The sequence below is a fragment of the Rothia nasimurium genome (assembly GCF_014217215.1).
Lineage (GTDB): Bacteria > Actinomycetota > Actinomycetes > Actinomycetales > Micrococcaceae > Rothia > Rothia avistercoris.
The window spans coordinates 1,172,240-1,195,120 of sequence record NZ_CP056080.1 but is presented as its reverse complement, the minus strand read 5'-3'; the positions used below and the strand labels follow the sequence as shown (position 1 = coordinate 1,195,120).

Sequence of the window (22,881 nt, the reverse complement as noted above, 5' to 3'; positions counted from 1 at the left end):
TGTGTGTAACAAAAACGGGAGCGGACTGTCATCCACTCCCGTTTCTAGGGTAAAACGCCTAGCTGTTTGGTCTACTTGCTATCGAGGTTAACCGAATGTACGGTGACCATCACCGGGGCATCCTGCTGCCCGCTGGCGTCCTCGCGCTCTTCGCCCTCTTCTACCTGCCCCTGGCGGGCACGGCGGACGAGCTCGGTATGCTCACGTACGCCCTTCTCACCCAGGCGCAGGGCAGCGTAGGTAGGAGCCGCTACAAAGAGGGTGCCCAGGGTACCGATGATGATACCGACGAAGAGGGCCAGGGAGAGATCCTTGAGGGTACCCGCCCCCAAGAGCAGGGCGCCGATAAAGAGAATCGAGCCCACCGGCAAAATACCCACAATCGAGGTGTTGATAGAACGCACCAGGGTCTGGTTAACCGCCAAATTCACTTGCTCAGCGAAAGTGGTGTCGCGGTGCTTCTCAAGCCCCTCGGTGTTCTCACGAATCTTATCGAAAACCACCACGGTATCGTAAAGAGAGTAGCTCAACACGGTCAGGAAGCCGATAATCGCACTGGGGGTAATCTCAAAACCGATAAGAGCGTACAGGCCCACGGTAGTCACGATGGTAAAAATCAGGCCAGCAATTGCCGAGACCGACATCTTCCAGGTACGGAAGTACAGAGCCATACCGATCATCACCAGCAGAATAAACCAGACCAGACCCACCAGAGCCTGCTGGGTCACCCCGGCACCCCAGGTGGGGCCCACGAAGGACGAGGTCACCTGATCAGCGCTCACACCGTAGGCCGACTGCAGGGCCTGACCTACTGCCAGAGTCTCATCGTCGGTCAGCTCACTCATCTGAGCGCGTACGGTACCCGCAGCGATATTAGTGACGCGCACGTCGGTCGCCTCGGGGGCGGCGTCCGCAATCGCCTGCTGGCCGATAGAAATATCGGTATCGGCCACCTGCGAGACAGTGAACTCAGAACCACCGCGGAACTCAATACCCAGATTGAAGCCACCGCGTACCACCGGCACCAGGGCCGCCAGCACAACCAGAGCCAGGGCAATCGTCAGCCACAAACGACGCTTAGGCACAAACCCAAACGACCGCTGACCAGAATGCAGTTCATTACCGAACTGAGCAAGTTTATTAGCCACGGCGGGCCTCCTCGGTAGTGGTGGAATCTGCGGCAGGCAGGGGCTCCCCATCAGCACTCCCCTGCGCCGCTTCGGCTTCAGCCGCCTCAGCAGCTAGGCGCTCGCGGCGCTTACGCTCAGCCAGGGAGAGGGAACCTTCGGTTTCCTCAGGGGTGCGGACGCGCCCCGCACCCCGGTAGAGCGGGGTGGAGCCGAGGGCTACCGGGTCCATGCCCGAGAAGCGGCCGCCGTTACGGAAGTAGTCCTTGCGGCCCAGCAGAACCATAAGCGGGTGGATGAAGAGGAAGGTGATAATCAGGTCTGAAACAGCGGTAAGACCCAGGGTGAAGGCAAAGCCCCGCACGTTACCAACAGAGGCGAAGTAGAGCACTACAGCGGCCAGCAGGTTCACGGCCTTGGAGGCCATGATGGTGCGCTTGGCGCGCAGCCAACCGTGGTCGATAGCGGCAGGGACGGTGCGGCCGGCACGAATCTCATCGCGAATACGCTCAAAGTAGACGATGAAGGAGTCTGCCATCAGGCCGATTGACACAATCAGACCGGCCACGCCTGCCAGTGACAGGCGGTAGTTCATCAGGTGGCCTAGCAATACGATTACCCCGTAGGAGAGCAGGCCAGCCACGATAATCGAGGTGATATTGACCAGGCCCACCAGACGGTACTGGAAGAGGGAGTAGATAAACACCAGCAGCAAGCCGATTAGACCAGCAATCAAACCCATCTTTAGCTGGTCAGCACCCAGGGTTGCAGAAATCTGCTGCTCCGACTGGATAGTGAAACTAATGGGCAGGGCACCGTACTTGAGCTGCTCAGCCAGGTTGGCTGCCTCTTCTTCGGTAAAGTTACCGGTGATCTGGGGCTGGCCATTGGTAATCACTGCCTGGGTAACAGGGGAAGAGAGCACCTGACCATCCAGCATAATGGCGAAACGGGCGCGGGGGTCGGACGCACTGGTGCCGCGAATAGCGTTCAGGCGGGTGGTGACGTCCTTAAAGGTCTGGGTAGCAGCCTCGTTGAAGACGATGTTCACGCCCCACTGGCCGGTCGCGTAACCGGTTGAGCTAGCCACCGGGGAGTAGGAGGCTGTATCGATATCGGTACCCTCAATTTCGATGGGGCCCAGGATGTACTTTTCACTTCCGTCTGAGGCACAAGCGACAATGGCGGAGTTGGGGTCCTGGTTAGAGGTATCGACGTTGGCGGGTACGGTGCAGTCCAGCTGCTCGTACTGGCGCCAGAGATCACCGGTAACCCAGTTGTAGTCCGACCCGTCGGCGGGTTCAGCGGTCGGTGAGGGCAGGGCGTCCTCAGCTGCTGTCGCGTCCGCTGCAACAGCTTGGGGGGCACCGGCGTTAATGACGGCGCGGAAACTCATCTGCGCCGAGGTCTGAATCAGGTTACGGGTTTCGGAGCTCAAAGTGCCGGGCACAGAAACCACGACGTTCTGGCCCGACTGGGTGGTTATTTCTGCTTCCGCCACACCCGCGCCGTCAACGCGCTGGCGGATAATTTCAACAGCCTGGTCGAGCTGCTCAGCGGTAATAGCCTCGCCCGAGGAGTCGTTGACCTCGGGTGACAGGATGAGCTGGGTACCGCCAGAGAGGTCTAGGGCCAGCTTGGGCAGCCAGCTGCCCCCAGAAAAGGTGGTGCCGAAGATTCCTCCGGCGAGTAAGAGCAGCACCAGGGCCATCGAGGCGAGTGCCCCTCTGGCTTTGGTGACGTTGGATGGTTGAGCCATCGGTGCCCCTTCAGGTGAGTGGGTTCGTGAGACGTGAAAAAGCGCGCCACCTCTCAATCTAGAGGTAGCGCACCCTAAGCTGTGGTTTAGTTTTTGGGATCGTCGGCGACTTCACCCTGGATGACAGGGCGCTCGGCGTCGGCTACCGGCGCGGCAGCGGCGTCTTCCTCGATGCTGGTGACGGTCATGAGGTGAACCTTAGCCACGGTGCCCGGAGCGATTTCCAGGTGGGCGGTGTTGGCTTCCTTGTCGATGGAGACAACAGAGCCGTAGAGACCAAAGTTAGTCATGACCTGGGTGCCGGGCACCATGGCGTCCTGACGTTCCTTAATCTGCTGCTGGGCCTTCTTGGCGCGGCGTGCCGGTAGCACGATGAGCACCAGCATCATGATGCCCAGAAGTAGGAGCATAAACAGGGGTGAGCCTGACTGCACGAGAATCCCTCTTAACGTAGTTGGTGGGGGTGAACAAACTAAGTCCCCATTCTATGCCAAGTTCCTTGCAGTTGGCTGGTTACCCCCTGATATTACAGGGGCGGACGGCTAGGGCAGCTCGGGGGCCTCTAGCCCCAGGTGCTCCCAGGCAGCTGGCAGAGCAACTCGCCCGCGGGGGGTTCGCCCAATCAGGCCCTCGCGCACCAGGTAGGGCTCGGCAACAGTCTCGACGGTTTCAGTCTCTTCGCCCACCGCAATAGCTAGGGTGGAGAGGCCCACCGGCCCCCCGCCAAACTTGGTAATCAGAGCTTCAAGCACCGCACGGTCTAGGCGGTCCAAGCCACGCTCATCGACCTCGTACATATTGAGGGCTGTTGCTGCCGCTGAGGCCTCGATGCGGTCGATGCCGTTGACCAGGGCCCAGTCGCGCACACGACGCAACAGGCGGTTGGCGATACGAGGCGTGCCCCGGGACCGACCCGCAATCTCTGCAAAACCCTCGGGGCTAATGTTGAGTTCCATTAGGCCAGCAGACCGGCGGATCACGCTCTCTAGCTCGGTGACCGAGTAGAACTCCAGGTGACCGGTAAAGCCAAAGCGGTCACGCAGGGGCCCGGGTAGCAGACCCGCACGGGTAGTTGCCCCCACCAGGGTGAAGGGCGGCAGCTCCAGGGGAATAGAGGTTGCCCCGGCCCCTTTACCCACCACGATATCCACACGGAAGTCTTCCATGGCCATGTAGAGCATCTCTTCAGCCGGGCGGCTCATACGGTGAATTTCATCGAGAAAGAGCACTTCGCCGGGGGTGAGCGACGAAAGAATCGCAGCCAGATCACCCGAATGCTGAATAGCCGGGCCGGAGGTAATACGCAGGGGGGCATCCATCTCGGCAGCAATAATCATCGCCAGGGTGGTCTTACCCAGACCGGGAGGGCCCGACAGGAGCACGTGGTCGGCTGAGCGTCCGCGCATCTTCGATGCCTCAAGCACTAGCGACAGCTGCTGACGCACGCGCTGCTGCCCCACAAAGTCATCAAGGGACTTGGGGCGCAGGGCCGCCTCAATCATTTTTTCTTCTGGCTCTTCATCCATCGAAACCAGGCGCTGGCCGGGAATCTGGCCATCAGCGTGAGGGAACTGGCTCATACTCTACCTATCGACCTACCGTATTCTGGCTGCCCAGCGAAGCTAGTACGGCCCGCAGAGCTTCGGCAACGCCCATGGTTTCAGCCTTCGGGTTGTGCTCAATGAAGGACTCAATAGCGCTCACGGCGTCCCGCTCGTTCCAGCCCAGGCTGGTCAAGGCGTCCTGGACCTGGGGCTTCCAACTCACGCCCTGGTCGATAGGCAGCTGGTCGGTGGCTCCGTCCGCCAAAATCAGCTTGCCAGCAAGCTCCAGGACGATGCGGCGCGCCCCCTTAGGGCCAATACCGGGAACCTTAGTGAAAGCCTTGTCATCACCGGTTGCCACAGCACGCTCAACCTCAGCCGGGGTATGCACACTCAACACGGCTAGGGCAATGCGCGGGCCGATACCCGACACCGACAGCATCATGTCAAAGACCTCACGCTCGGCAGGCTCAGCGAAGCCATAGAGGGTCATGGAGTCCTCACGCACAATCATGGTGGTCAGAACCGTAGCCTTCTCCCCCAGGCGCAGCTGCGAAGCTGTACGGGCATTGAGATGCACCAGCATGCCAAAACCGTTAACGTCGATAACAGCGGTCTCCAACCCCAGGTGGGTCACGGTACCTGTCAGTGAGCTAATCATGAAACCAATTCTATTCGAATATATGTACTAATACAAGAAATATGTGTCTTGTATGTTGCGGGCAAGCAGCGGACTCACGCTCGCTGCCGACCCTCTCGCGCGACTCGCTGCGCTCGTTACGCGATTCACGCCAGCCCCGAGCCAGCAGCTTCACTGTGAGTCCGCCGCTTACCCAACAGCCCTGCCCTATCTTCGGGCCCTTGCCTCTGCCTCAACCCAGGCCCGCTGGGCTGGGGTGAGCTGGGCATTGCGGCGCGCTGCCGCCGGGTTTGACCCCTGGTGGGTCTGGGTAGTGGCTGCCATGTTGATGCCGGAGCCGATGCCACCTCCGCGCCAGCCGTGGCAGATAGCCAGGGCGAGAGCGTCCGCTGCGTCCGCCGGTTTGGGCATGGCGTCAAGCCCCAAAATGCGGGTGACCATGCGCCCCACCGATGCTTTGTCGGCGCGTCCTGAACCTGTCACAGCTGCCTTCACCTCTGAGGGCGTGTGGAAGTATACCGGCACGCCGCGTGCAGCGGCAGCCGCAATCACCACGCCGGAGGCGTGAGCAGTACCAATCACGGTGTTGACCTGCTCCTGGGCAAAAACTCGCTCAATCGCCAGGGCGTCGGGCTGGTAGGTGTCGAGCCAGGTCTCGGCAGCGCGCAGAATCTTGAGGATGCGGGCGTCCAGGCTCTCCGATGCGGCGGTACCCGCCACTCCCACGTTGACGAAGTGGGCCTTGCGGTTGGCCGTCATATCGACCAAACCGAAACCGCACCTGGTGAGGCCCGGGTCAACCCCCAGAATGCGGGCAGCGCCCGGAACTCGCGGGGCGGGTTCCGGGCGCTGGTGTGAGGTGCCGTGAGCCGGGGCCACGCGCTCCTCCTTTCCCTGCTGGTTACTCAGCTTCGAGCTCGGCCATGACGGCTTCGCTGATGTCTGCGTTGGAGTAGACGTTCTGTACGTCGTCCAGTTCTTCGATGGCGTCTGCGAGCTTGAGGAACTTCTTAGCACCTTCGGCGTCGAGGTCTACCTGCATGGTGGGGCGGAAGACCGGGTCGTCGTTGTTGTACTCGAGCTCGGCCTCTTCCAGAGCCTTGCGGATGGCGGGCAGGTCGGTTGCCTCTGAGACAACGGTGAAGATCTCGCCTTCGTCGATGACTTCCTCTGCGCCGGCGTCGAGCACTGCCATGAGGACGTCGTCCTCGGTCAGGCCCTCGGTCTTAGCAACTTCGGCAACGCCCTTGCGCTCGAAGAGGAAGGCTACGGAGCCGGAGTCTGCCATGGTGCCGCCGTTGCGGGTGACGGCGGTGCGAACCTCGGCGGCTGCGCGGTTGCGGTTGTCGGTCAGACACTCGATGTAGAGGGCGGTACCCTGGGGGCCGCGGGCCTCGTACATGATTTCGGTGTAGTCAACGGCTTCACCGGTCAGGCCGGCGCCGCGCTTGATTGCGCGCTCAACGTTGTCGTTGGGAACCGAGTTCTTCTTGGCTTTTGAGACTGCGAGGTCGAGGGCGGGGTTACCTGCCGGGTCGGTGCCACCCATGCGAGCTGCAACTTCAATTGCCTTGATGTACTTAGCGAAGGCCTTGGCGCGCTTGGCGTCGATGGCAGCCTTCTTGTGCTTGGTAGTGGCCCATTTGGAGTGACCTGCCATGATTCTCCTTGTTCGTCTGGTGCGCCAGCACGCGGGCGGGCGCAATGTACCTCGTACTATTCTAGCGTGGACGGGCGGACGCTGAGGCGCGCGCCTTTTCCACGAGGGTGTCGTCAATAACGACGGGGGCGAACTCACCGTACTTCTTGATTGCTGCCTGCTTGATGAGGAAGTCCGAGATGGCGGGGTTCTTGGGCAGCAGGGAGCCGTGCAGGTAGGTTCCGATGACGTTGTGGACGCGGGCGCCCTCGCCGGAATCTTCCTTGTTGTTGCCCTCGCCCTTGGTGACGGTGGCCAGGGGCTTGGTGTCGCCGGAGAGATAGGTAAGACCCGAGTGGTTTTCGAAACCGATGATGGTGCCGAACTCTTCAGATTCCTCAACGATGTTGCCGATCAGGCGTTCTTCGCCGCCTACGGTTTTAGCGTCAAAGACGCGAATACCGTTGAGGGTGACGCCGCCAACGGTTTTGAACTCTCTACCGAAGAGCTGGTAAAGACCGCAGATGACCAGCATGGGGGTTCCGTCTTCTGCCAGCATGCGCAGGGTTTCAGCGTTGGCAAGCAGGTCGTCCTGAATTACAGACTGGCCTGAATCCTGGCCACCGCCGCCCACAAAGATATCGCCATCGAGCGGGAACTCATCACCGGGGTTGTAGTCAACGATTTCGGTGGTGAAACCGTGGGCCTGGGCCCGGCGGGAGAGCGACAGGGTGTTGCCCCAGTCCCCGTAGATGTTCATGTCTTTGGGGTAGAGCTGCACAATTTTGAGGCTCTTGTTGTTGCCGGTCTGGGTGATAATCTGCTCGCCCGCTTCGACCGGTGCGTTCTCAAAATCGCTCATTAGATTTCCTCCACATCGGTGATTTTTGCCAGTTCCTTACGGATGGCCAGCATGGCGGTGTAGGTGCAGAAGATGCGCATGGGGCGCCCCTCTGACTTGGCAATAAAGGTGGCGAGGGCTTCTTCGAGGTCCTCGTTGATGTTTTCTACATAAACATCGTCGTGCTGCAGGCGCAGGGCCATGTCGTAGGCGCGCACACCCGACACCATGGTGACGCCACCCTGGGTCAGGGAGTGGAAGTCGACGTCCCAGAGCCAGGAAACGTCGCGGCCGTCGGCGTAGGCGTCGTTGATGGTGATCATGGTGGCGTAGTCCTTGGCATCGGCGGACGCCAGCGACAGGCGGAACCCGCTGGGGTTCTTCACCAGAAGTAGCTGCAGGGTCTGGCCGTTAACGTTGAGGGTTTCACCGCGACCAAAAGCCGGGGCAATATGTTCGAGTTCAGCCAGAAGTTTAGTCTCGTTGAGGGAATCCCGCATGACTTCGCGCGTCAGGGCCATTGCCGCAGCGGCGTTAAAGATGTTGTAGACCCCGTAGAGGTTAATGGTGCCCGCCAGCTCCTTACCGGCAACATCGAATGTGGCGGCGGTTCCCTTGAAGTCCTTGAGCAGGACGGACGCCGCCGGTAGCTCCGGTGCCAGAAAAGCGGCGTCCGCGCGCTCGGCCCCCTCGGGGCTGGTGCGCAGATCATCATCGGACGGGAACAGGGCACGGAGCTTCTCAGACAGGCCGAAGTAACTCACCCGAGTGCCGGGCTGAATATTCTCAGCCAGAGAACGAATACGCGGGTCTTCTCGGTTGAGCACCACGGTGCCCGTCGCGGCACCGGCAACCGTAGCCAGCATACGGCGGGTCGTATCGATTTCACCAAATCGGTCTAGCTGATCACGCAGGACGTTGAGCAGCAACGCGTAGTTGGGCTTGACCTTGCGTACAAAGTGCACAGCGTGAGCCTCGTCCAGCTCAAGTACCGCGATGTCAGCGTCCAGCTTACCCGCCAGATTCATCTCACCCAGCAGAGCAGCAGCTACACCCCGCACGAAGTTCGACCCGGTGCGGTTGGTAAAGACCTTCAGGCCCTGGGCTTCCAGCAGCTGCACCACCATCTTGGTAGTGGTCGTCTTACCGTTTGTACCCGAAACAACGACAACACCGCGCGGCAGCTTAGCTAGCTCCTCCGCCACAAAATTAGGGTGCAACTTCTCCATGACCAAGCCCGGGAAGGCAGAGCCGCCCCCGCGCAGCTTGGTCGCATAACGAATGCCTTGGCCAACAAGGCGAACAACAGGTCGTGACATGGTGACTATCTTACCGGGTTTGTGTATGCTTCGAACCTGTAATGACTACTTCCATGAACCAGCTTGTACCTTTCCACGAATTTATCTGGCGTGACATCACCTGGCGCGACAGGGCTCCCTACCTTAAAGTTGAGCCTCTTCTTGACGGTCAACCTAGCGGTGAGATTAAAACTATCGCCATCACCCCGGGTAGCCTCCTCGGCCTTAGCGCCATCCCGGCGGACATCCGTGGCGCCGGCACCTACTGCAGCGGTTATTCACGAGCCAACCTCGATAGCGTTGGCTTTCATCTGGAGCCCTGTCCCACCCACACCATCATCACCAAGGGCAAGCAGTGCGACTCCTGTTTCGCCCGCGACGAATTCGCGCCTATTCACCGCATCCACCTGGGTTCTCGAATGAACGAGGCAGCCCTGGCCTACGTCAATCTCGAACACTACCTCTACATCGCAACCTTCCCCGACGGCACTTCCAAGGTCGGTACCGCCTCCCTGCACTCCAACCCCCGCCGTCTCGACGACCAGGCCGTCGCCGCAGCTACTTTCGTTGCCCGGGCAGACACCGGCATCATCGTGCGCCAGCTCGAAGACCTGGTCTCGCAAGAAGCCAACCTCACCCAGTTCAAACGAGCCTCCACCAAATACAAGGCCTGGGTCGATCCCGCCAGCACAGAGCGCCTCAAATCTGAACACTACATGGCCGTAGAAAACGCCACCTGGGCGCTCGAAGACGCCCTAGACACCATCGACGGTTTCGATATCACCGCAGACCGCTGGGTGCCGTCCGTCGCGATGAGCCGGGCCTACGCGTCCTTACGGGCAGAAAACCCCGAGCCGCTCACAGCCTACCCCACCCTCACCGAAGGCACCCACGGCTTCTACATCACCGGTGGAACAGGGAAGTTCCTCACCGCCCACTTCGGCGACCCCGACCAGACCTTCCTCATCAACACCGCAGAACTCTCCAACAGGGCCTGCCGACAGCACGGGGAACTCACTCCCCCGGCGTCCGTGCAGGAATCGCTGTTCTAGCAGGGCAGTGGGTAAGCCAATAAGCCCGCTGGCACGGGGCTGGCTTACCTACTGCCCTCGACTATCCCATGCAGTACTGAGCAGGTCTCGGATCTCATCCAGGGTCTGTGTGACCGTCTTGGTGCCGGCGACGATGGGAAGGAAGTTGGTGTCGCCGCTCCAGCGGGGCACGATGTGCTGGTGCAGATGGGCGGCAACCCCTGCCCCGCCGACCTTGCCCTGGTTCATGCCGATATTGAAGCCGGCTGCTCGGCTGACCTCCCGCAAAATTCCCATAGCTTTCTGGGTGAGGGCAGCAATTTCGGCGGTTTCTTCGAGCGTCGCGTCGTCGTAGTTGGGGATGTGCCGGTAGGGGCAGACCAGCAGGTGCCCGGGGTTGTAGGGGTAGAGGTTGAGAATGACGTAGGCGTGCTTGCCACGGTGCACGATAAGCGACTCGGCATCATCGTGAGCGGGAGCATCGCAGAAGGGGCAGGTGTTTTCGGTGTAGTCCTTTTGCCCGCCCTTTACGTAGGCGCGGCGGTGGGGCGTCCAGAGCCGCTGGAAGGCGTCCGGAACCCCCGGCAGCTCAAAATCATCGGTGGTGTAGTGGGGAATTTCTACCATACCCCTCAGTTTATCCCGAGGGGCAGGTAGGACGCCGCCTAGCGCCGGGTACGCCAGGCCCGGTGGTACTGGGCAGGCACATAGTCGATATCGACCTTGAGCTCATCAGCCCAGCGTAGAGCGAAGGCGGGGTTACGCAGAGCCTCCCGGCCCACCAGCACCACATCAGCCTGCCCCGACCCCACAATGAACTCTGCCAGACGCGGTGAGTTAATCATGCCAACAGCCCCTACCGGCAGACCGCTCTCGCGCTTGACCTGAGCAGCCATAGGAACCTGGTAACCCGCATAAACATTAATCTTTGCCGGGTAGTTACCGCTGGTGGAGATATCGGCGAAGTCCACGCCGTCCTCGGCGAGCAAGCGCACCACCTGTGAGGTTTCCTCAACAGTAATACCGCCGTCAAGGAACTCGGTAGCCGACAGGCGTACAATCAGGGGCATCTCAGCGGGCATGACATCGCGCATGGCACGGGCAACCCTGCGCGCGAAGCGGGCCCGGTTTTCCAGGGAACCACCGTAGGAGTCTTCACGCTGATTCGAGAGGGGCGAGAGGAACTGGGTAATCAGGTAGCCGTGGGCCCCGTGAATCTCAATGAAGTCAAAGCCAGCAGCCACCGCGCGGGTGGCAGCCGCAGCGAAGGCCTGAACTAGGTCGTCAATTTTTTCTTCGGTCAGTTCCTCAGGTTCTTTCAAGCCGGGGTAGGCAAGAGCGGACGGGGCCAGCGTAACCCAGCCACCCTCGTCCTCACCCAGGGAACCACCATCGTGCGGCACCAGCTCGCCGGGAGTCGAGGCCTTGCGGCCGGCGTGAGCGATCTGGATACCTGCCTTGGCTCCCCCGGCGTGAATAGCGTCAACGACCGGTTTGAAAGCCTCGACGTGATCATCGCTCCAAAGGCCCAGGCAGTAGGGGCTGATGCGGGCGGCGGGCTCAACGCCGGTCATTTCGACAATGACAGCCCCGACCCCACCCCGGGCCAGCGCCCCGTAGTGGGAAACGTGGTAGGCAGTGGGTTTACCGTCCTGCTGTTCAACCGAGTACTGGCACATGGGCGGAACCCAAAGACGGTTACGGGTGGTCATGGAACGCAGGGTAAAGGGTTCGAAGAGGGGCGAAGTCATGTTAATTCGGCCTTTCAGGTGGTGTTATTCACCTATTTCAACCTGTTACGGGGCCGAGATATTCCCGTGGCGCTCAAGCGATGAGGAGTAAACTTGCAGGTATGCAAGAACTGGCCGAAGCTACCATCCGCTCATCCTTTATTAACTGCTCTAAGGGCGAGGCTAAACGCCTCAACCTACCCAGCCTCAAGGAGCAGAACTGGGACGACCTGATTTTCCTCTCCTGGCTAGACCCGAAAAGCCCGCTCAAGGGTTGCCTGGTCGTGGAACACGAGGGGCAGGTACAGGGCGTGCTGCTGCAGAAGTCTAAGGCGCAAAGTAAGGCCGCTCAGATGTGCCAGTTCTGCCTGACCCTGCACCCGGGGTCGGGGATTTCGCTGTATACGGCGGCCCGGCCGGGTGAGTCGGGGCGACGCGGTAACACCATCGGCACCTACCTTTGCTCCAACCTGGCCTGCACCGACTATGTGCGGGGCAAGAAAAAGCCGGCGGGTATCCGCCAGATGGACGAGACCCTATCCCTCGAAGAGCGCATGGCTCGCACCCGTGATAATGCGGTCAGGTTTATAGAGCGACTGGTGGCGGGAGCCGCATGATTCAGATTGAGATACTCACGTCTACTCTAGGGTGATGTCTTCTTGCATAGACAGCTCCCGGAGAAACCGTGCCCCATCTGGTTCAACTCGACCACCGATTTTGATGAAGTCTTCAACTGTAGCGCGAAGAGATTTCAAATCCTCATTGAGAATGTCGTGGATTTCTTCAGCAGATACTGAGAAGTATTGATGTACTAGGAAGTTTCTTAACCCTACGATTGCCCGCCACTCTACCTCTGGAGCCTGGTCTTTTAAGGCTTTCGGAAGATGGTTTACCGCTTCCCCGATAATAGCCAGGTTCCGCAATATTGCATCTAGGGCCATTTCTTGGGTATCGGAAACCTCGAGGTATTTTTGGTATCTGAAACAGCTGTCGATGGCCTCTTGGATGTCCATCAGTCTAAGTTCTATCGGACGGCTCATAGCGCAACCGCCTCTTTGAGAGCGAAGTCAGACACATTGTTCTTGAGAATACCGGGTGTTACTACATCAACAGAAACGTTGAGAATTTCACGGAGCGTCTGCGACATTCCCGCCAATCGCATGAGTCTTCTACGGTCCGGTTCGTGCAGGTCCACCATGATATCGATATCGCTCGTTTCGTCTGCATCCCCACGTGCCACTGACCCAAAAAGTCGCGGGTTACTTGCACCGTACTGTTCAAATACTCGTTCTATTTCAGCTCGGTGCTCTTCAACGAGGCTCCGCAGTTTGAGGGTTTCGGGTGTGGCTTTCACAAGTACTAGTTTAGTTGGTCAGGGCTTTGTCGCGGTAGGTCTCCCCCATATTTACACCCCGTACCTTCTACACCTCCCGAAGCCTAGCTTCCTCAAAACACTCCCGGGCATACTCCCCCGTGTGGGCGAAGCCAGCCCAGATTGACCGAAGGGCCACGCCCTGCTTCTGCTGGTTCTGCCTGCTTGCCCCCGCCCACAGCCGGCTATCTTCCCAAATAGGGTTATCAAAGAGCAGGGCAAGGTCGGTGCAGTGGACAGACTCGAAAGGGTCTCCCGCCACGCCCGTTGCCAGCCGGTAGGCAAGGGCCTGCCCACCGGCGTCCTGATGTCGCTGAGCAAAGACCTGCGCCGGGTCGGCGTACAGCCGCTGGGAAAATGAACGAATCTGCCTCTCCAGCAGGGCCCGCTGCGCTCGCCCGGCCCTACCGGTTAGCGGCGGGGTGAAGTAGCCCGACTCCCGTTCCAGGGACCCCACGAGAACCTTGAAATGGGGCGCAACCGTCCGGTAGGCGGCGTCCTCATTCTCTTCGGCAGGCAGGGGGTAATGCCCGTAGTGGCAGCCAAAGGGCATCATGGCGCGGTCAAGCCCAAACCGGAAAGGGTTAGCCATGACGTGCCGGTGGGACGCCCGCGCCCACACTTCGGCGGGTGCATCCAGAGGTATCTGGGAGGTGACGGCCAGCAGGTGGCGGGTCATGGCGTCCTTGCCGTGAATCAGATGCAAGGGGGCGCTTTGAATGATGGCCTGCTGGAAGAGATTTTCCTTGGCAACGCCGTCCGTAACCATGAGGCGGGCAACCAGATCGCCACCCGCCGACTGCCCAAAGGCGGTGACACGGTCGGGGTCTCCCCCGAAGTCCGCGATATGGTGGCGGACCCAGCGCAGGGACTGACGGGCATCGAGCAGCCCGAGATTGGCAGGACGCCCGGACACCCCGCCCATAAAGCCCAGGTAGCCCAGTCGATGCGTCACCTTGACCACGATGAGGCGGTGCTCGGTGACCAGCAGGTAGGGGTCGTAGCGTTGCCCGTCCCCGGAACCGTAGACGTAGGAGCCGCCGTGGAAGTAGACCATGACCGGCAGGCGCTCGCCGGGGTGCGCGTCTGCCGGGGTGACGATGGTGAGGTTTTGGCAGTCTTCGCTCATGAGCGGGGCCTGCCGCATTCCTTTTTTGCCGGGGCGCACATGCTGGGGTGCAGCGGGTGCGGGGTCGGTGGCGGTGAAGCTGGCGGGTAGGTCGTCGAGGCTGAGCGGACGCGGCGCGGCAAACCTGGCTGCCCGCGCGTAGGGGATACCGCGATAGTAGTGGGCTGCACCGACTCTTTCACCGAGACTAGCGATGTTCATGGGAGTCCTTGGCTGGTAGGAAGGTGGTTATACCCAACCTAGCACTAAGGACTGCTCCTTTGATTTTAAGAATCTTCTACCGTGGGTGGGTTAGAAGCTCTGTCGCGGTAGTCTCTCATCACCGCCACCAGATCTTCTATGTTCATACCTTCTGGTAGTTTCATGGCCATGGTTGAGATGATGATGGTTGAGTTCGCGGCGCCTTCATGCGTGACCCGGGTGAATGCGCGGATACCGGTTAGGGTCCAATTATAGGCGTGGGTATCGGCGATGACTGCCCTGATTTCCTTGCCCTGCTGATCGGTGGTGATGTCTCCGATGACGCTCCACAGAATCAGGTGGTTGCCGTGGTCGAGGACTGTTGAGTGGTTATAGAACCCTTCGGGCGTAAGAATGAGGGCGTATCTGCGCCGGTAGTAATTGATAAAGGTGAAGATTCCAGCGGCTATACATCCCACACCAGTTGCCAGGGCGCGGTGGTATCTCCAGTCCGGTGGGTTGTGGAGGAACCACACGCCCACCGCTATCCAGCCCACGCCAATCAGAAAGCTCATGCCGAGCTTCTTGGGGATTCTCATCGTTGAGTTTTCTGGGGTGTCCACAGTTTTATTGTAGGGGGAATTCATTCACAGTTGCCTCACAGGCTCTGTATATGCCCAAGCTATCTTGATGCTCGATAGTGGTAGATACAAGGACGCCGCACCCCACCTTGGCGGCGTCCGCAGCTTATCACCTACTTGAGAGAAGAGCATGACTCCTTTATTCCGCAAGAACACGAAGGCTTACCCGGCGGCATCGGAGGGTACTGAGCCTCAGCCCGGTGAAGTCAAGACTTTTGAGGGGCGTGTGCTCGACCGCCAGGGTGAGGACGTCGAGGACCAGGGCCTGGCCTTCGATCTGGGTACCATCTTGGACCGCCGCAAGGCTTTGAGCGTGGCAGGCCTGGGTGCGTCCGCTTTTGTGCTGGCCGCTTGCACCTCTGAGAGCAATACCGCTACCAGCTCGCCCTCGACCTCATCAGCTAGCGCCACTGCGTCCACAAGTGCTACTGCTACGAGCTATACCGAAATGCCGGATGAGGTTGCTGGCCCCTACCCCGGCGACGGCTCTAACGGCCAAAACGTGCTTGAGAATTCGGGCGTTGAACGCCAGGACATCACCACCAGTATCGGGTCAACCGAAGCTGTTGCGGGTGTGCCCATGATCGTTACCCTGCAGGTGATTGACATGGTGAATAACAATCAGCCCATGGCCAATGCCGCTGTCTACCTGTGGCACTGCGACGCGCAGGGTAACTACTCCATGTACTCTGACGGCTACACCGAGGAAACCTGGCTGCGCGGTGTTCAGGTGACGGACACCGAGGGTAAGGTAACTTTCAAGACCATTGTTCCCGGCTGCTACACTGGCCGCTGGCCGCACTTGCACTTTGAGGTGTTCTCGTCGATTGATGATATTACTGATTCGACGAATGCTATTTTGACCTCGCAGATTGCGATTCCGCAGGCTGTGTGTGATGCGGTGTATGCGCTGGATGATTATGCGGGTTCGGCTGAGAACCTGGCCCAGCTGACCTTGGATACTGACAATATTTTCTCGGACGGCTACGACCAGCAGCTCATCACTCTGGACGGTTCTATGGACGCTGGTTACACCTCGGAGGTGCTGCCTATTCCGATTGATACGACCACTGAGCCTACTGCTGGCACTGTTGCGGGTGTTCCGGACGGCCAGCCCCCTGCCGGTGATATGGGAACTCCCCCGGCCCCGCCAACTAACGGCTAAACGCTTGCCAAGAGTAAATCTCTGATCTAAAAGCTAAGGAAGGATGCCCCGCAGGTATGTACGGGGCACCCTTCCTTTTCTCTATATATTTAGATCATCAAAGAGCTCTTCTGTGTTAGCAAACCTTCCCTTGCTGCCGCTGGCGAAGAATTCTTCTGCTTCTCGGACCGCTTCCAGAGACTTAGTGTTAGGACTCGGGGTAGCTGTTTCAGCTTCGCACTTAGTTTCCATGTCCATCGCGCTATCCTCTCATTATTTCCGCTAATCCTTCATAGGTCATACCGGGTGGGAGCTTCACAAGCTTAAGTAAGATGAAATATTTTAAATATAATATTCAATTTGCTCTACCGATAGATGTTTCCCAGGTTTAGATTTCACAATTTTCCTACCTCTGGTTGTAAAGATGAAATGCAATGGTATGAAAACAATCTTATTAGCAGCAACCTTACAACCCACAGGAACTGCATCTTCGATCTTATGAGGTGCAAGAGGTGAGTCAGGATTGAAGCCATAGTCCCAGGAAGATTTATCAGGGTTATTTTCCTGCCATTTTTTAAACTTCTTTGAGTTTTCAAAGATGACTCGCTTCTTAAGCTCAGACTCGTTTTCTTTAACCACCAAATCTGCACCAGTGAAGTATTCGGAATAGTGCTGATAAACATTTCTAACTATCAAATCTGTCTCAATATCAATCAAAGAAGCGGTTCGATTAATTATTGACCGAGCCAAGAAACATAGGAATAAGCTGCAAGCAACAAAAAATGGCAATATTTGAAGTCTTACTAAAATTTCTAAAAGCGGAACAGGGTTATAGTTTACTAGTAAATACGAAATATACCCTAGAACAAATACTGTGATAATTATTGTAATGAGAAGTGGAATTATCGCCACGATCGCCAGAAATTGTCCAATTATCCTACTAATTTTGTCCATCTTTGTTCCATGAAGCGTATTTAAATCAGGAAATGAATAAATATCCTTGATTTTTTCAGGAATAAAGATCAGTTTCCTCCTAGAATACTCATCCTGTATCCCTAGACTGCCTAGCTGCGACTCCAGAATTGACCTATGCATCGCTTTTTTATACTCAGCCTTGAGGCCAGTTGCGTCAACATCTTTCAAAATTGGAGCAGAATCGTGGTTTGTTATTATCTCTTGAATTTTCTCTAAACGCAAAAGCTCAGGCGGAAGCCCCTTATTTTGGTTCCTAATTGTCTTTGACACATTGCGTGAAGCAATAAATGCTGAGAATATTGCAGCGGCCGACCCTAGTAAAGTTGTAAGAAGAACCCTTAATGTTTCTTCGGCAAAAAACCAATCAAACATTATTTATCCTATTAGCAGATAGACTTATATATATGACAACAATGGGGGCCACATACGTCATGATGCAACCCCCACTGTTGTTTAACTTATAATAAAATACTTATTGCTAATCAGCACCAAATTAGAAATGCCTCCCTACTCAGCAGCAGTTCCCTTCGGATCCTCATTCACCCGCTCTTCAATATGCTTCACAATCCGCTCCACAGCTTCGTCCACGGGCACGCCGTTTTCCTGGGAGCCGTCGCGGAAGCGGAATGACACGGCGCCGTTCTCGGCGTCCTCGCCACCGGCAATCAGGATGAAGGGTACCTTCTCCTTAGACGCGGTACGAATCTTCTTGGGGAAGCGGTCGGTACCGTAATCCACCTCAACGCGCACGCCGCGGGCCTTGAGCTTAGCAGCAACCTCACCCATGTAATCGTTGAACGCCTCAGCAACAGGCACACCAATCACCTGAACGGGAGCCAGCCAGGCAGGGAAAGCACCGGCATAGTGCTCAATCAGCACACCCATGAAACGCTCAAAGGAACCAAACTTAGCCGAGTGAATCATGACCGGCTCCTGGCGGCTACCGTCAGACGCCTGGTACTCCAGGCCGAAGCGGGCAGGCTGGTTGAAGTCATACTGCACAGTCGACATCTGCCAGGTTCGGCCAATCGCGTCCTTAGCCTGAACAGAAATCTTGGGACCGTAGAAGGCAGCACCACCCGGGTCAGCCACCAGTTCCAGACCGGTCTCAGCAGCAACCTTTTCCAGCACAGCGGTTGCTTCTTCCCACTGCTCGTCCGTACCGATGAACTTATCCTTCTTATCGCCCTCGGTGTCGCGGGTTGAAAGTTCCAGGTAGAAGTCGGTCATGCCGAAGTCCTCTAGCAGGGACAGCATGAACTTGAGCAGGTGGGCAACTTCAGCAGGTGCCTGCTCCTTAGTGACGTAGGAGTGGGAGTCGTCCTGGGTAATCATACGCACTCGGGTCAGACCAGAAAGCACGCCGGACTTCTCATCGCGGTAGACCGAACCGAACTCGAACAGACGCAGGGGCAGCTCACGGTAGGAGCGGCCACGAGAACGGAAAATCTCGTTGTGCATGGGGCAGTTCATTGCCTTGAGACGGTAGGCCTGGCCCTCATCCTCCATTGCCGGGAACATGCCGTCCGCGTAGTAGGGCAGGTGGCCAGAGGTGTAGAAGAGATCTTCCTTCGAGATATGGGGGGTCTTAACGTACTCGAAGCCCTCTTCAATGTGGCGGGCACGCACGTAGTCTTCCATGGCGCGCAGAATGACGCCGCCCTTGGGGTGGATTACGGGCAGGCCGGGGCCGACGGTCTTGGGGAAGGAGAAGAGGTCAAGCTCTTCACCCAGGCGGCGGTGGTCGCGGCGCTCAGCCTCAGCAATGCGGTCCTTGTAGGCAACCAGCTCTTCCTTGGAAGGCCAGGCGGTGCCGTAGATACGCTGTAGCATGGGGTTCTTCTCAGACCCGCGCCAGTAGGCGCCACCGGAACGCATCAGCGCGTAGCCGTTAGCAATCAGCTTGGTGTCGGGCAGGTGAGGGCCGCGGCAGAGGTCCTTCCAGACGGTCTCGCCCTTCTTGTTCACGTTGTCGTAGATGGTGATTTCGCCTTCGCCTACCTCAACAGAGGCGCCGTCGGCAGCGTCCGCACCGGAACCGGGGCCCTGGGAGAGCGCCAGCAGTTCCAGCTTGTAGGGCTCATTCGCCATCTCGGCCTCGGCCTCTGCCTGGGTGACCACGCGGCGGCGGAAGGTCTGACCGCTCTTGATAATCTTCACCATGTTCTTCTCAATCTTCTTGAGATCTTCGGGGGTGAAGGGCTCCTCGACGTCGAAGTCGAAGTAGAAACCGTCGGTGATGTAGGGGCCGATGCCGAGCTTGGCGTCCTTGCGGTATTCCTGCACGGCCTGGGCCATCACGTGGGCAGCTGAGTGGCGCAGCACGTTCAGGCCGTCTTCCTCGTGGATAGAAACGGGCTCAACGGTATCGCCATCGGTCAGTTCGGTAGAGAGGTCAACCAGTTTGCCGTTGATACGGGCAACGACGATTTCACGGTCCTCAGCGAACAGGTCGGCTGCGGTGGTACCGGCCTCAACCTGCTGGGCGGCACCTGCGACGGTAATGGAAAGAGCGGACAAATTTGTCTCCTAGGTTTGTGCCCACCCCTACAACGGGTGAGCTATCGTTACATCTGCACGGTACGAGGGTGCAGAACAAACCTAATTTTACCGCTAGCTGGCTACTTTGCGCCCTCTGCTAGGGCGCGGGAATCGAAGTTTTTACCAGCGAGGTAGGAGCGGGCGGTCAGGAAGAGGCAGTAGCCCACCGGGGGCAGGGCAGAGAAAAGGACGGACGCCTCCCCCAACACCCCGACCATGGTCAGGTTAATGACTTTCACGGCTAGCACCAGGGCAAGGGCCAGGCCAGTAAAGAAGGGAACCACAGCCTGCGTCTGAGCGTAAAGACGGCGGGCAGAGTAAACCGGGGCCTCCAGCCCCAGGGCCTGGGCAGCTTCCAGCTGGCGTCTCCCCTGCTTGCCTGCATGAGCCGAAAAGGCGTCGTGAACCTGGGTGCGGGCGTCCTTACTTGCCATACGCCCCATGGCCACCCCAGAAAACCAGACCAGGGTAAGCAGGGCAGGCAGAAGAAGGGTGGGGCCAAAGACCAGCCAGGCCCTCTTCTCAACCAAGCCGGTAGCCTGGCCCAAAAGGTCAAAGTGCACCGGAATCTGCTGGGGCAAAGAAGGGTACATCAGGGCCAGGTAAATAAGCTCAGCAACTACCAGCCCCAGGGCAAAAATAAACCAGGTGCGATTGGGTTTGATCGGCGGGTAGGCGGATGTCATGGGTTACTTTTTCGTTTTCTTGATAGCAGCCGTCTTGGGCGTGACCTTGGCCCCCGCTAGCGACGCCTTAGCGCGGGACTTCTTGAAAGTCACGTCTAGCCCGTCCACGGCCTTCAGTCGCTTACGCATAATTTTAATAGCCTCGGGGTTCTGGTCAATCATCAGGAAGTTGCGGTCAAGCTGGGCGCAGGCGTGGCCGGTGGTGCCGGAGCCACCGAAGAAGTCCAGCACCCAGTCGCCGGGCGCACTCGAGGCCTGCACAATACGGCGCAATATCCCCAGGGGCTTCTGCGTGGCATAGCCGGTTTTCTCCTTGCCGCTGGGCGAAACAATGGTGTGCCACCAGACGTCCGTCGGCAACTTGCCAATCTCAGCCTTCTCGGGGGTCACCAGCCCGGGCGCCATGTAGGGCTCGCGGTCAACCGCCTCAGAATTGAAGTAATAGTTCTCGGGGTCTTTCACATAGACCAGGATGTTATCGTGCTTAGCTGGCCACTTCTTCTTAGACTTAGCCCCGTAATCATAGGCCCAGATAATTTCGTTTAAGAAAGATTCCCGGCCAAAGAGGGCATCGAGCACCACCTTGGCGTAGTGGACCTCGCGGTAGTCCAGGTGCAGGTAGAGGGTGCCGGTGGGCTTGAGCAGGCGCCAGGCCTGCATGAGACGGGGCTCCAAGAACTCCCAGTAGTTCTCAAAAGAGTCAGAATACCCGTAGATATCGCCCTTGATAGTTTCGTAGGTATGCCCCTTGTAGCCGACCCGGCTACCGCCCTCGGTACGCACAGTCTTGATGCTCTGGCGTTTCTGCACCTTACCCGTATTGAACGGCGGGTCAATATAAATGAGCTGGAAGCTCTCTGCGGGCAGGTTTTTGAGCACGGCAAGATTATCGCCGTGAATCACCATGCTGGTGCTATCTGCTGACCACAAAGAACGTTTTGACACAAGGTACAGAATACCCCAAGGTCACCTCCACCTGCCCGCGCGGCGGGTGAGGGTTAAGCCACGCAAGGGTGCACTCACATCTGCTCGCACCGGTTGGTCAGTGTGCCGATACCCTCGATTGAGGTCACCACGGTCTGCCCGGCGCCCAGCCACTTGCGTGGGCGCAGTGAGAGCCCGACCCCGGCGGGGGTTCCCAGGGCGATGAGGTCGCCGGGTTCGAGCGTCATAAAGGTAGAGATGTAGCTGACCACCTGGGCCGGGGTGAAGACCATGTTGGCGGTGGTACCCTGCTGGCGTACTTCACCGTCAACAGTGCAGGTCATGGCTAGGCCACCCGCAATGTCGAGTTCATCAGGGCTGACGATGACCGGGCCGAAGGGCGTCATGCGGTCCCAGTTTTTGCCCTGGAACCATTCGGACGTGCGCCCCTGCCAATCGCGCACCGACACGTCGTTGAGCACGGTGTAGCCCAGCAGGTAGTCGTCCACCTGATCTTCGGCGATGCGGCGGCCGCGGCGTCCTACCACCGCGCAGAGCTCGACTTCCCAGTCAATTTTGGTGCTCTCAGCGGGCAGCTCAATAGGCTCACCCGGCCCGATGAGGGCGTTTCCGAACTTGGTGAAGATGGTGGGATAGGTGGGCAGCTCAGCCCCCACTTCTGCGGCGTGATCCGTGAAGTTCAGCCCCACGCACAGCACTCGTTGCACCTTGTTCAGCGGAGTAATGAACTCTTCAGGGCTCACCTCAACCGGCTTAGCCCCCAGTTCGGCAGGGCTCACCGACCCTAAATCACTCGACCCCACGAACTTGTGCAGGGGCCGGCCCAGCTCGTACCAGCATCCGCCGCTTTCAACCACCGCACGGGCCTTACCAGCCCGTCTGACCTGCGCAAACTTCACCCCGGCCGTCCTTTCTGTTACAGCACCTAGTTTCACCCCGCGGGGTCGGTCAACTAGACTTTCTATGACGCAATATTCCGTTGACAAGGTGAATAAACGGTAAAACCGTAGGTAATCATCAGCCAACAGAGTATTCTATACATCACAGTGTAAATCAATACCCGACCCACAAGGAGGCCAACCATGAGCGGCTTGATTACTCTGATTTCGCACACTTCAAAGGCGCGTCAGCCCGTGACCGTCAGCACTCGCCCCGCCCAGCTCAACGACGCCGAAGCGCTGGCACGGCTCTACTTCGCCTCCTACGACGACGAACGCTTCGCCTCCCAGGCCGACGCCACCGCCGAGATGGAGCGCATTCTCAAGGGTGAGCACGGCGAGTTCTACGCCGAGGCGTCCCCCGTGGTAGTTGATGAGCACGACCGCATTATTGCCGCGTCCCTCTGTCTCAAGCACCGCGTGGTCACCGACCCCAAGGACATCCCCACCATCTACGAGCTCTTCACCGCTGCCTCCCGCCGCCGCGAAGGCCTGGCAGAACAGCTGATTCGCCGCAGCATCGACCAGATGTTCGAGGACGGCTACGAGCAGGTTTCAGTACGCATCAGCGAGAACAACGCCGCCGCGCTAGCCCTCTACCTGACCCTGGATTTCAACCGCTGGTTCCCCGAAGACGACGACATTCTCTAGACAAGCAGTAAACTAGGTAATAGTTGAGCCCCACCCCTCACCAGCAGCGGGGGTGGGGCTCGGCTGTTTT

Annotated in this window: 24 protein-coding genes; 4 read left to right on the top strand and 20 right to left on the bottom strand. The window is 58.5% G+C overall.

The window, feature by feature from the left end:
• Positions 1-71: 71 nt before the first annotated feature.
• The 9 genes from secF to HWU94_RS05595 form a co-directional block, all read right to left on the bottom strand.
• Positions 72-1,148 carry a protein translocase subunit SecF gene (gene secF, locus HWU94_RS05635; protein ID WP_244956041.1) on the bottom strand — a complete coding sequence of 359 codons (1,077 nt, stop codon included), beginning with the start codon at positions 1,146-1,148 and terminating at the stop codon, positions 72-74.
• Entirely contained in the window at positions 1,141-2,886 is a 1,746-nt protein-coding gene (secD, locus tag HWU94_RS05630; RefSeq protein WP_185174668.1) for a protein translocase subunit SecD, read from the bottom strand. The genes secF and secD overlap by 8 nt, the downstream gene beginning before the upstream one ends.
• Before the next feature lie 86 nt (positions 2,887-2,972).
• Positions 2,973-3,320, bottom strand: coding sequence for a preprotein translocase subunit YajC (gene yajC, locus HWU94_RS05625; protein ID WP_185174667.1), 348 nt, complete (start codon positions 3,318-3,320; stop codon positions 2,973-2,975).
• Positions 3,321-3,428: 108 nt separating this feature from the next.
• Positions 3,429-4,466: a Holliday junction branch migration DNA helicase RuvB gene (gene ruvB / locus HWU94_RS05620; RefSeq protein WP_185174666.1), complete on the bottom strand. Its 1,038-nt coding sequence runs from the start codon at positions 4,464-4,466 to the stop codon at positions 3,429-3,431.
• A 7-nt stretch (positions 4,467-4,473) separates the two neighbouring features.
• A complete protein-coding gene (gene ruvA / locus HWU94_RS05615) occupies positions 4,474-5,091 on the bottom strand; it encodes a Holliday junction branch migration protein RuvA (protein ID WP_185174665.1) in 618 nt (205 codons plus the stop codon).
• A 186-nt stretch (positions 5,092-5,277) separates the two neighbouring features.
• The gene (gene ruvC / locus HWU94_RS05610; RefSeq protein WP_244956040.1) at positions 5,278-5,949 is read right to left on the bottom strand and encodes a crossover junction endodeoxyribonuclease RuvC; all 672 of its coding nucleotides are present in this window, start codon (positions 5,947-5,949) and stop codon (positions 5,278-5,280) included.
• A gap of 22 nt (positions 5,950-5,971) precedes the next feature.
• Positions 5,972-6,730: a YebC/PmpR family DNA-binding transcriptional regulator gene (locus tag HWU94_RS05605; protein ID WP_185174664.1), complete on the bottom strand. Its 759-nt coding sequence runs from the start codon at positions 6,728-6,730 to the stop codon at positions 5,972-5,974.
• A gap of 61 nt (positions 6,731-6,791) precedes the next feature.
• Entirely contained in the window at positions 6,792-7,571 is a 780-nt protein-coding gene (locus tag HWU94_RS05600; RefSeq protein ID WP_185174663.1) for a glutamine amidotransferase, read from the bottom strand.
• Positions 7,571-8,878 (bottom strand): Mur ligase family protein, encoded by a 1,308-nt coding sequence (locus tag HWU94_RS05595; RefSeq protein ID WP_185174787.1) that lies wholly within the window; start codon positions 8,876-8,878, stop codon positions 7,571-7,573. Before HWU94_RS05595 ends, HWU94_RS05600 begins: the two co-directional genes overlap by 1 nt.
• A gap of 32 nt (positions 8,879-8,910) precedes the next feature.
• On the opposite strand from HWU94_RS05595, the gene HWU94_RS05590 reads away from it, so the two are divergent.
• Positions 8,911-9,900: a hypothetical protein gene (locus HWU94_RS05590; protein ID WP_185174662.1), complete on the top strand. Its 990-nt coding sequence runs from the start codon at positions 8,911-8,913 to the stop codon at positions 9,898-9,900.
• A gap of 48 nt (positions 9,901-9,948) precedes the next feature.
• On the opposite strand, the gene HWU94_RS05585 is transcribed toward HWU94_RS05590, so the two are convergent.
• Entirely contained in the window at positions 9,949-10,506 is a 558-nt protein-coding gene (locus HWU94_RS05585) for an HIT domain-containing protein (RefSeq protein ID WP_185174661.1), read from the bottom strand.
• A gap of 38 nt (positions 10,507-10,544) precedes the next feature.
• Positions 10,545-11,630 (bottom strand): NADH:flavin oxidoreductase/NADH oxidase, encoded by a 1,086-nt coding sequence (locus HWU94_RS05580; RefSeq protein WP_185174660.1) that lies wholly within the window; start codon positions 11,628-11,630, stop codon positions 10,545-10,547.
• A gap of 101 nt (positions 11,631-11,731) precedes the next feature.
• On the opposite strand from HWU94_RS05580, the gene HWU94_RS05575 reads away from it, so the two are divergent.
• Positions 11,732-12,226, top strand: coding sequence for an FBP domain-containing protein (locus HWU94_RS05575; RefSeq protein ID WP_185174659.1), 495 nt, complete (start codon positions 11,732-11,734; stop codon positions 12,224-12,226).
• Positions 12,227-12,247: 21 nt separating this feature from the next.
• Here the strand turns inward: HWU94_RS05575 and HWU94_RS05570 are convergent, their stop codons facing one another.
• The 4 genes from HWU94_RS05570 to HWU94_RS05555 all read right to left on the bottom strand — a co-directional run bounded on the left by HWU94_RS05570 (position 12,248) and on the right by HWU94_RS05555 (position 14,865).
• Positions 12,248-12,649 carry a DUF86 domain-containing protein gene (locus tag HWU94_RS05570; RefSeq protein ID WP_185174658.1) on the bottom strand — a complete coding sequence of 134 codons (402 nt, stop codon included), beginning with the start codon at positions 12,647-12,649 and terminating at the stop codon, positions 12,248-12,250.
• On the bottom strand, positions 12,646-12,963 hold the full coding sequence (locus HWU94_RS05565) for a nucleotidyltransferase family protein (protein WP_185174657.1): 318 nt from the start codon (positions 12,961-12,963) through the stop codon (positions 12,646-12,648). The genes HWU94_RS05570 and HWU94_RS05565 overlap by 4 nt, the downstream gene beginning before the upstream one ends.
• Before the next feature lie 67 nt (positions 12,964-13,030).
• On the bottom strand, positions 13,031-14,311 hold the full coding sequence (locus tag HWU94_RS05560; protein ID WP_185174656.1) for a carboxylesterase family protein: 1,281 nt from the start codon (positions 14,309-14,311) through the stop codon (positions 13,031-13,033).
• Positions 14,312-14,376: 65 nt separating this feature from the next.
• Complete coding sequence (locus HWU94_RS05555) at positions 14,377-14,865, bottom strand: hypothetical protein (RefSeq protein WP_185174655.1); 489 nt, start codon at positions 14,863-14,865, stop codon at positions 14,377-14,379.
• A 196-nt stretch (positions 14,866-15,061) separates the two neighbouring features.
• On the opposite strand from HWU94_RS05555, the gene HWU94_RS05550 reads away from it, so the two are divergent.
• Entirely contained in the window at positions 15,062-16,096 is a 1,035-nt protein-coding gene (locus tag HWU94_RS05550) for an intradiol ring-cleavage dioxygenase (protein WP_185174654.1), read from the top strand.
• A gap of 321 nt (positions 16,097-16,417) precedes the next feature.
• Here HWU94_RS05550 and HWU94_RS05545 read toward each other — a convergent pair whose 3' ends face one another.
• The 5 genes from HWU94_RS05545 to HWU94_RS05525 all read right to left on the bottom strand — a co-directional run bounded on the left by HWU94_RS05545 (position 16,418) and on the right by HWU94_RS05525 (position 22,121).
• Positions 16,418-17,422 (bottom strand): hypothetical protein, encoded by a 1,005-nt coding sequence (locus HWU94_RS05545; protein ID WP_185174653.1) that lies wholly within the window; start codon positions 17,420-17,422, stop codon positions 16,418-16,420.
• A 135-nt stretch (positions 17,423-17,557) separates the two neighbouring features.
• Positions 17,558-19,570: a threonine--tRNA ligase gene (thrS, locus tag HWU94_RS05540; protein ID WP_185174652.1), complete on the bottom strand. Its 2,013-nt coding sequence runs from the start codon at positions 19,568-19,570 to the stop codon at positions 17,558-17,560.
• A gap of 101 nt (positions 19,571-19,671) precedes the next feature.
• A complete protein-coding gene (locus HWU94_RS05535) occupies positions 19,672-20,277 on the bottom strand; it encodes a DUF1648 domain-containing protein (RefSeq protein ID WP_185174651.1) in 606 nt (201 codons plus the stop codon).
• A 3-nt stretch (positions 20,278-20,280) separates the two neighbouring features.
• Positions 20,281-21,183, bottom strand: a complete 903-nt coding sequence (locus HWU94_RS05530; RefSeq protein ID WP_185174786.1) for a site-specific DNA-methyltransferase — start codon at positions 21,181-21,183, stop codon at positions 20,281-20,283.
• 113 nt (positions 21,184-21,296) lie between these two features.
• Complete coding sequence (locus HWU94_RS05525) at positions 21,297-22,121, bottom strand: fumarylacetoacetate hydrolase family protein (protein ID WP_244956039.1); 825 nt, start codon at positions 22,119-22,121, stop codon at positions 21,297-21,299.
• A gap of 183 nt (positions 22,122-22,304) precedes the next feature.
• Here HWU94_RS05525 and HWU94_RS05520 point away from each other — a divergent pair, with 183 nt between their 5' ends.
• A complete protein-coding gene (locus HWU94_RS05520) occupies positions 22,305-22,811 on the top strand; it encodes a GNAT family N-acetyltransferase (RefSeq protein ID WP_185174649.1) in 507 nt (168 codons plus the stop codon).
• Positions 22,812-22,881: the final 70 nt, after the last annotated feature.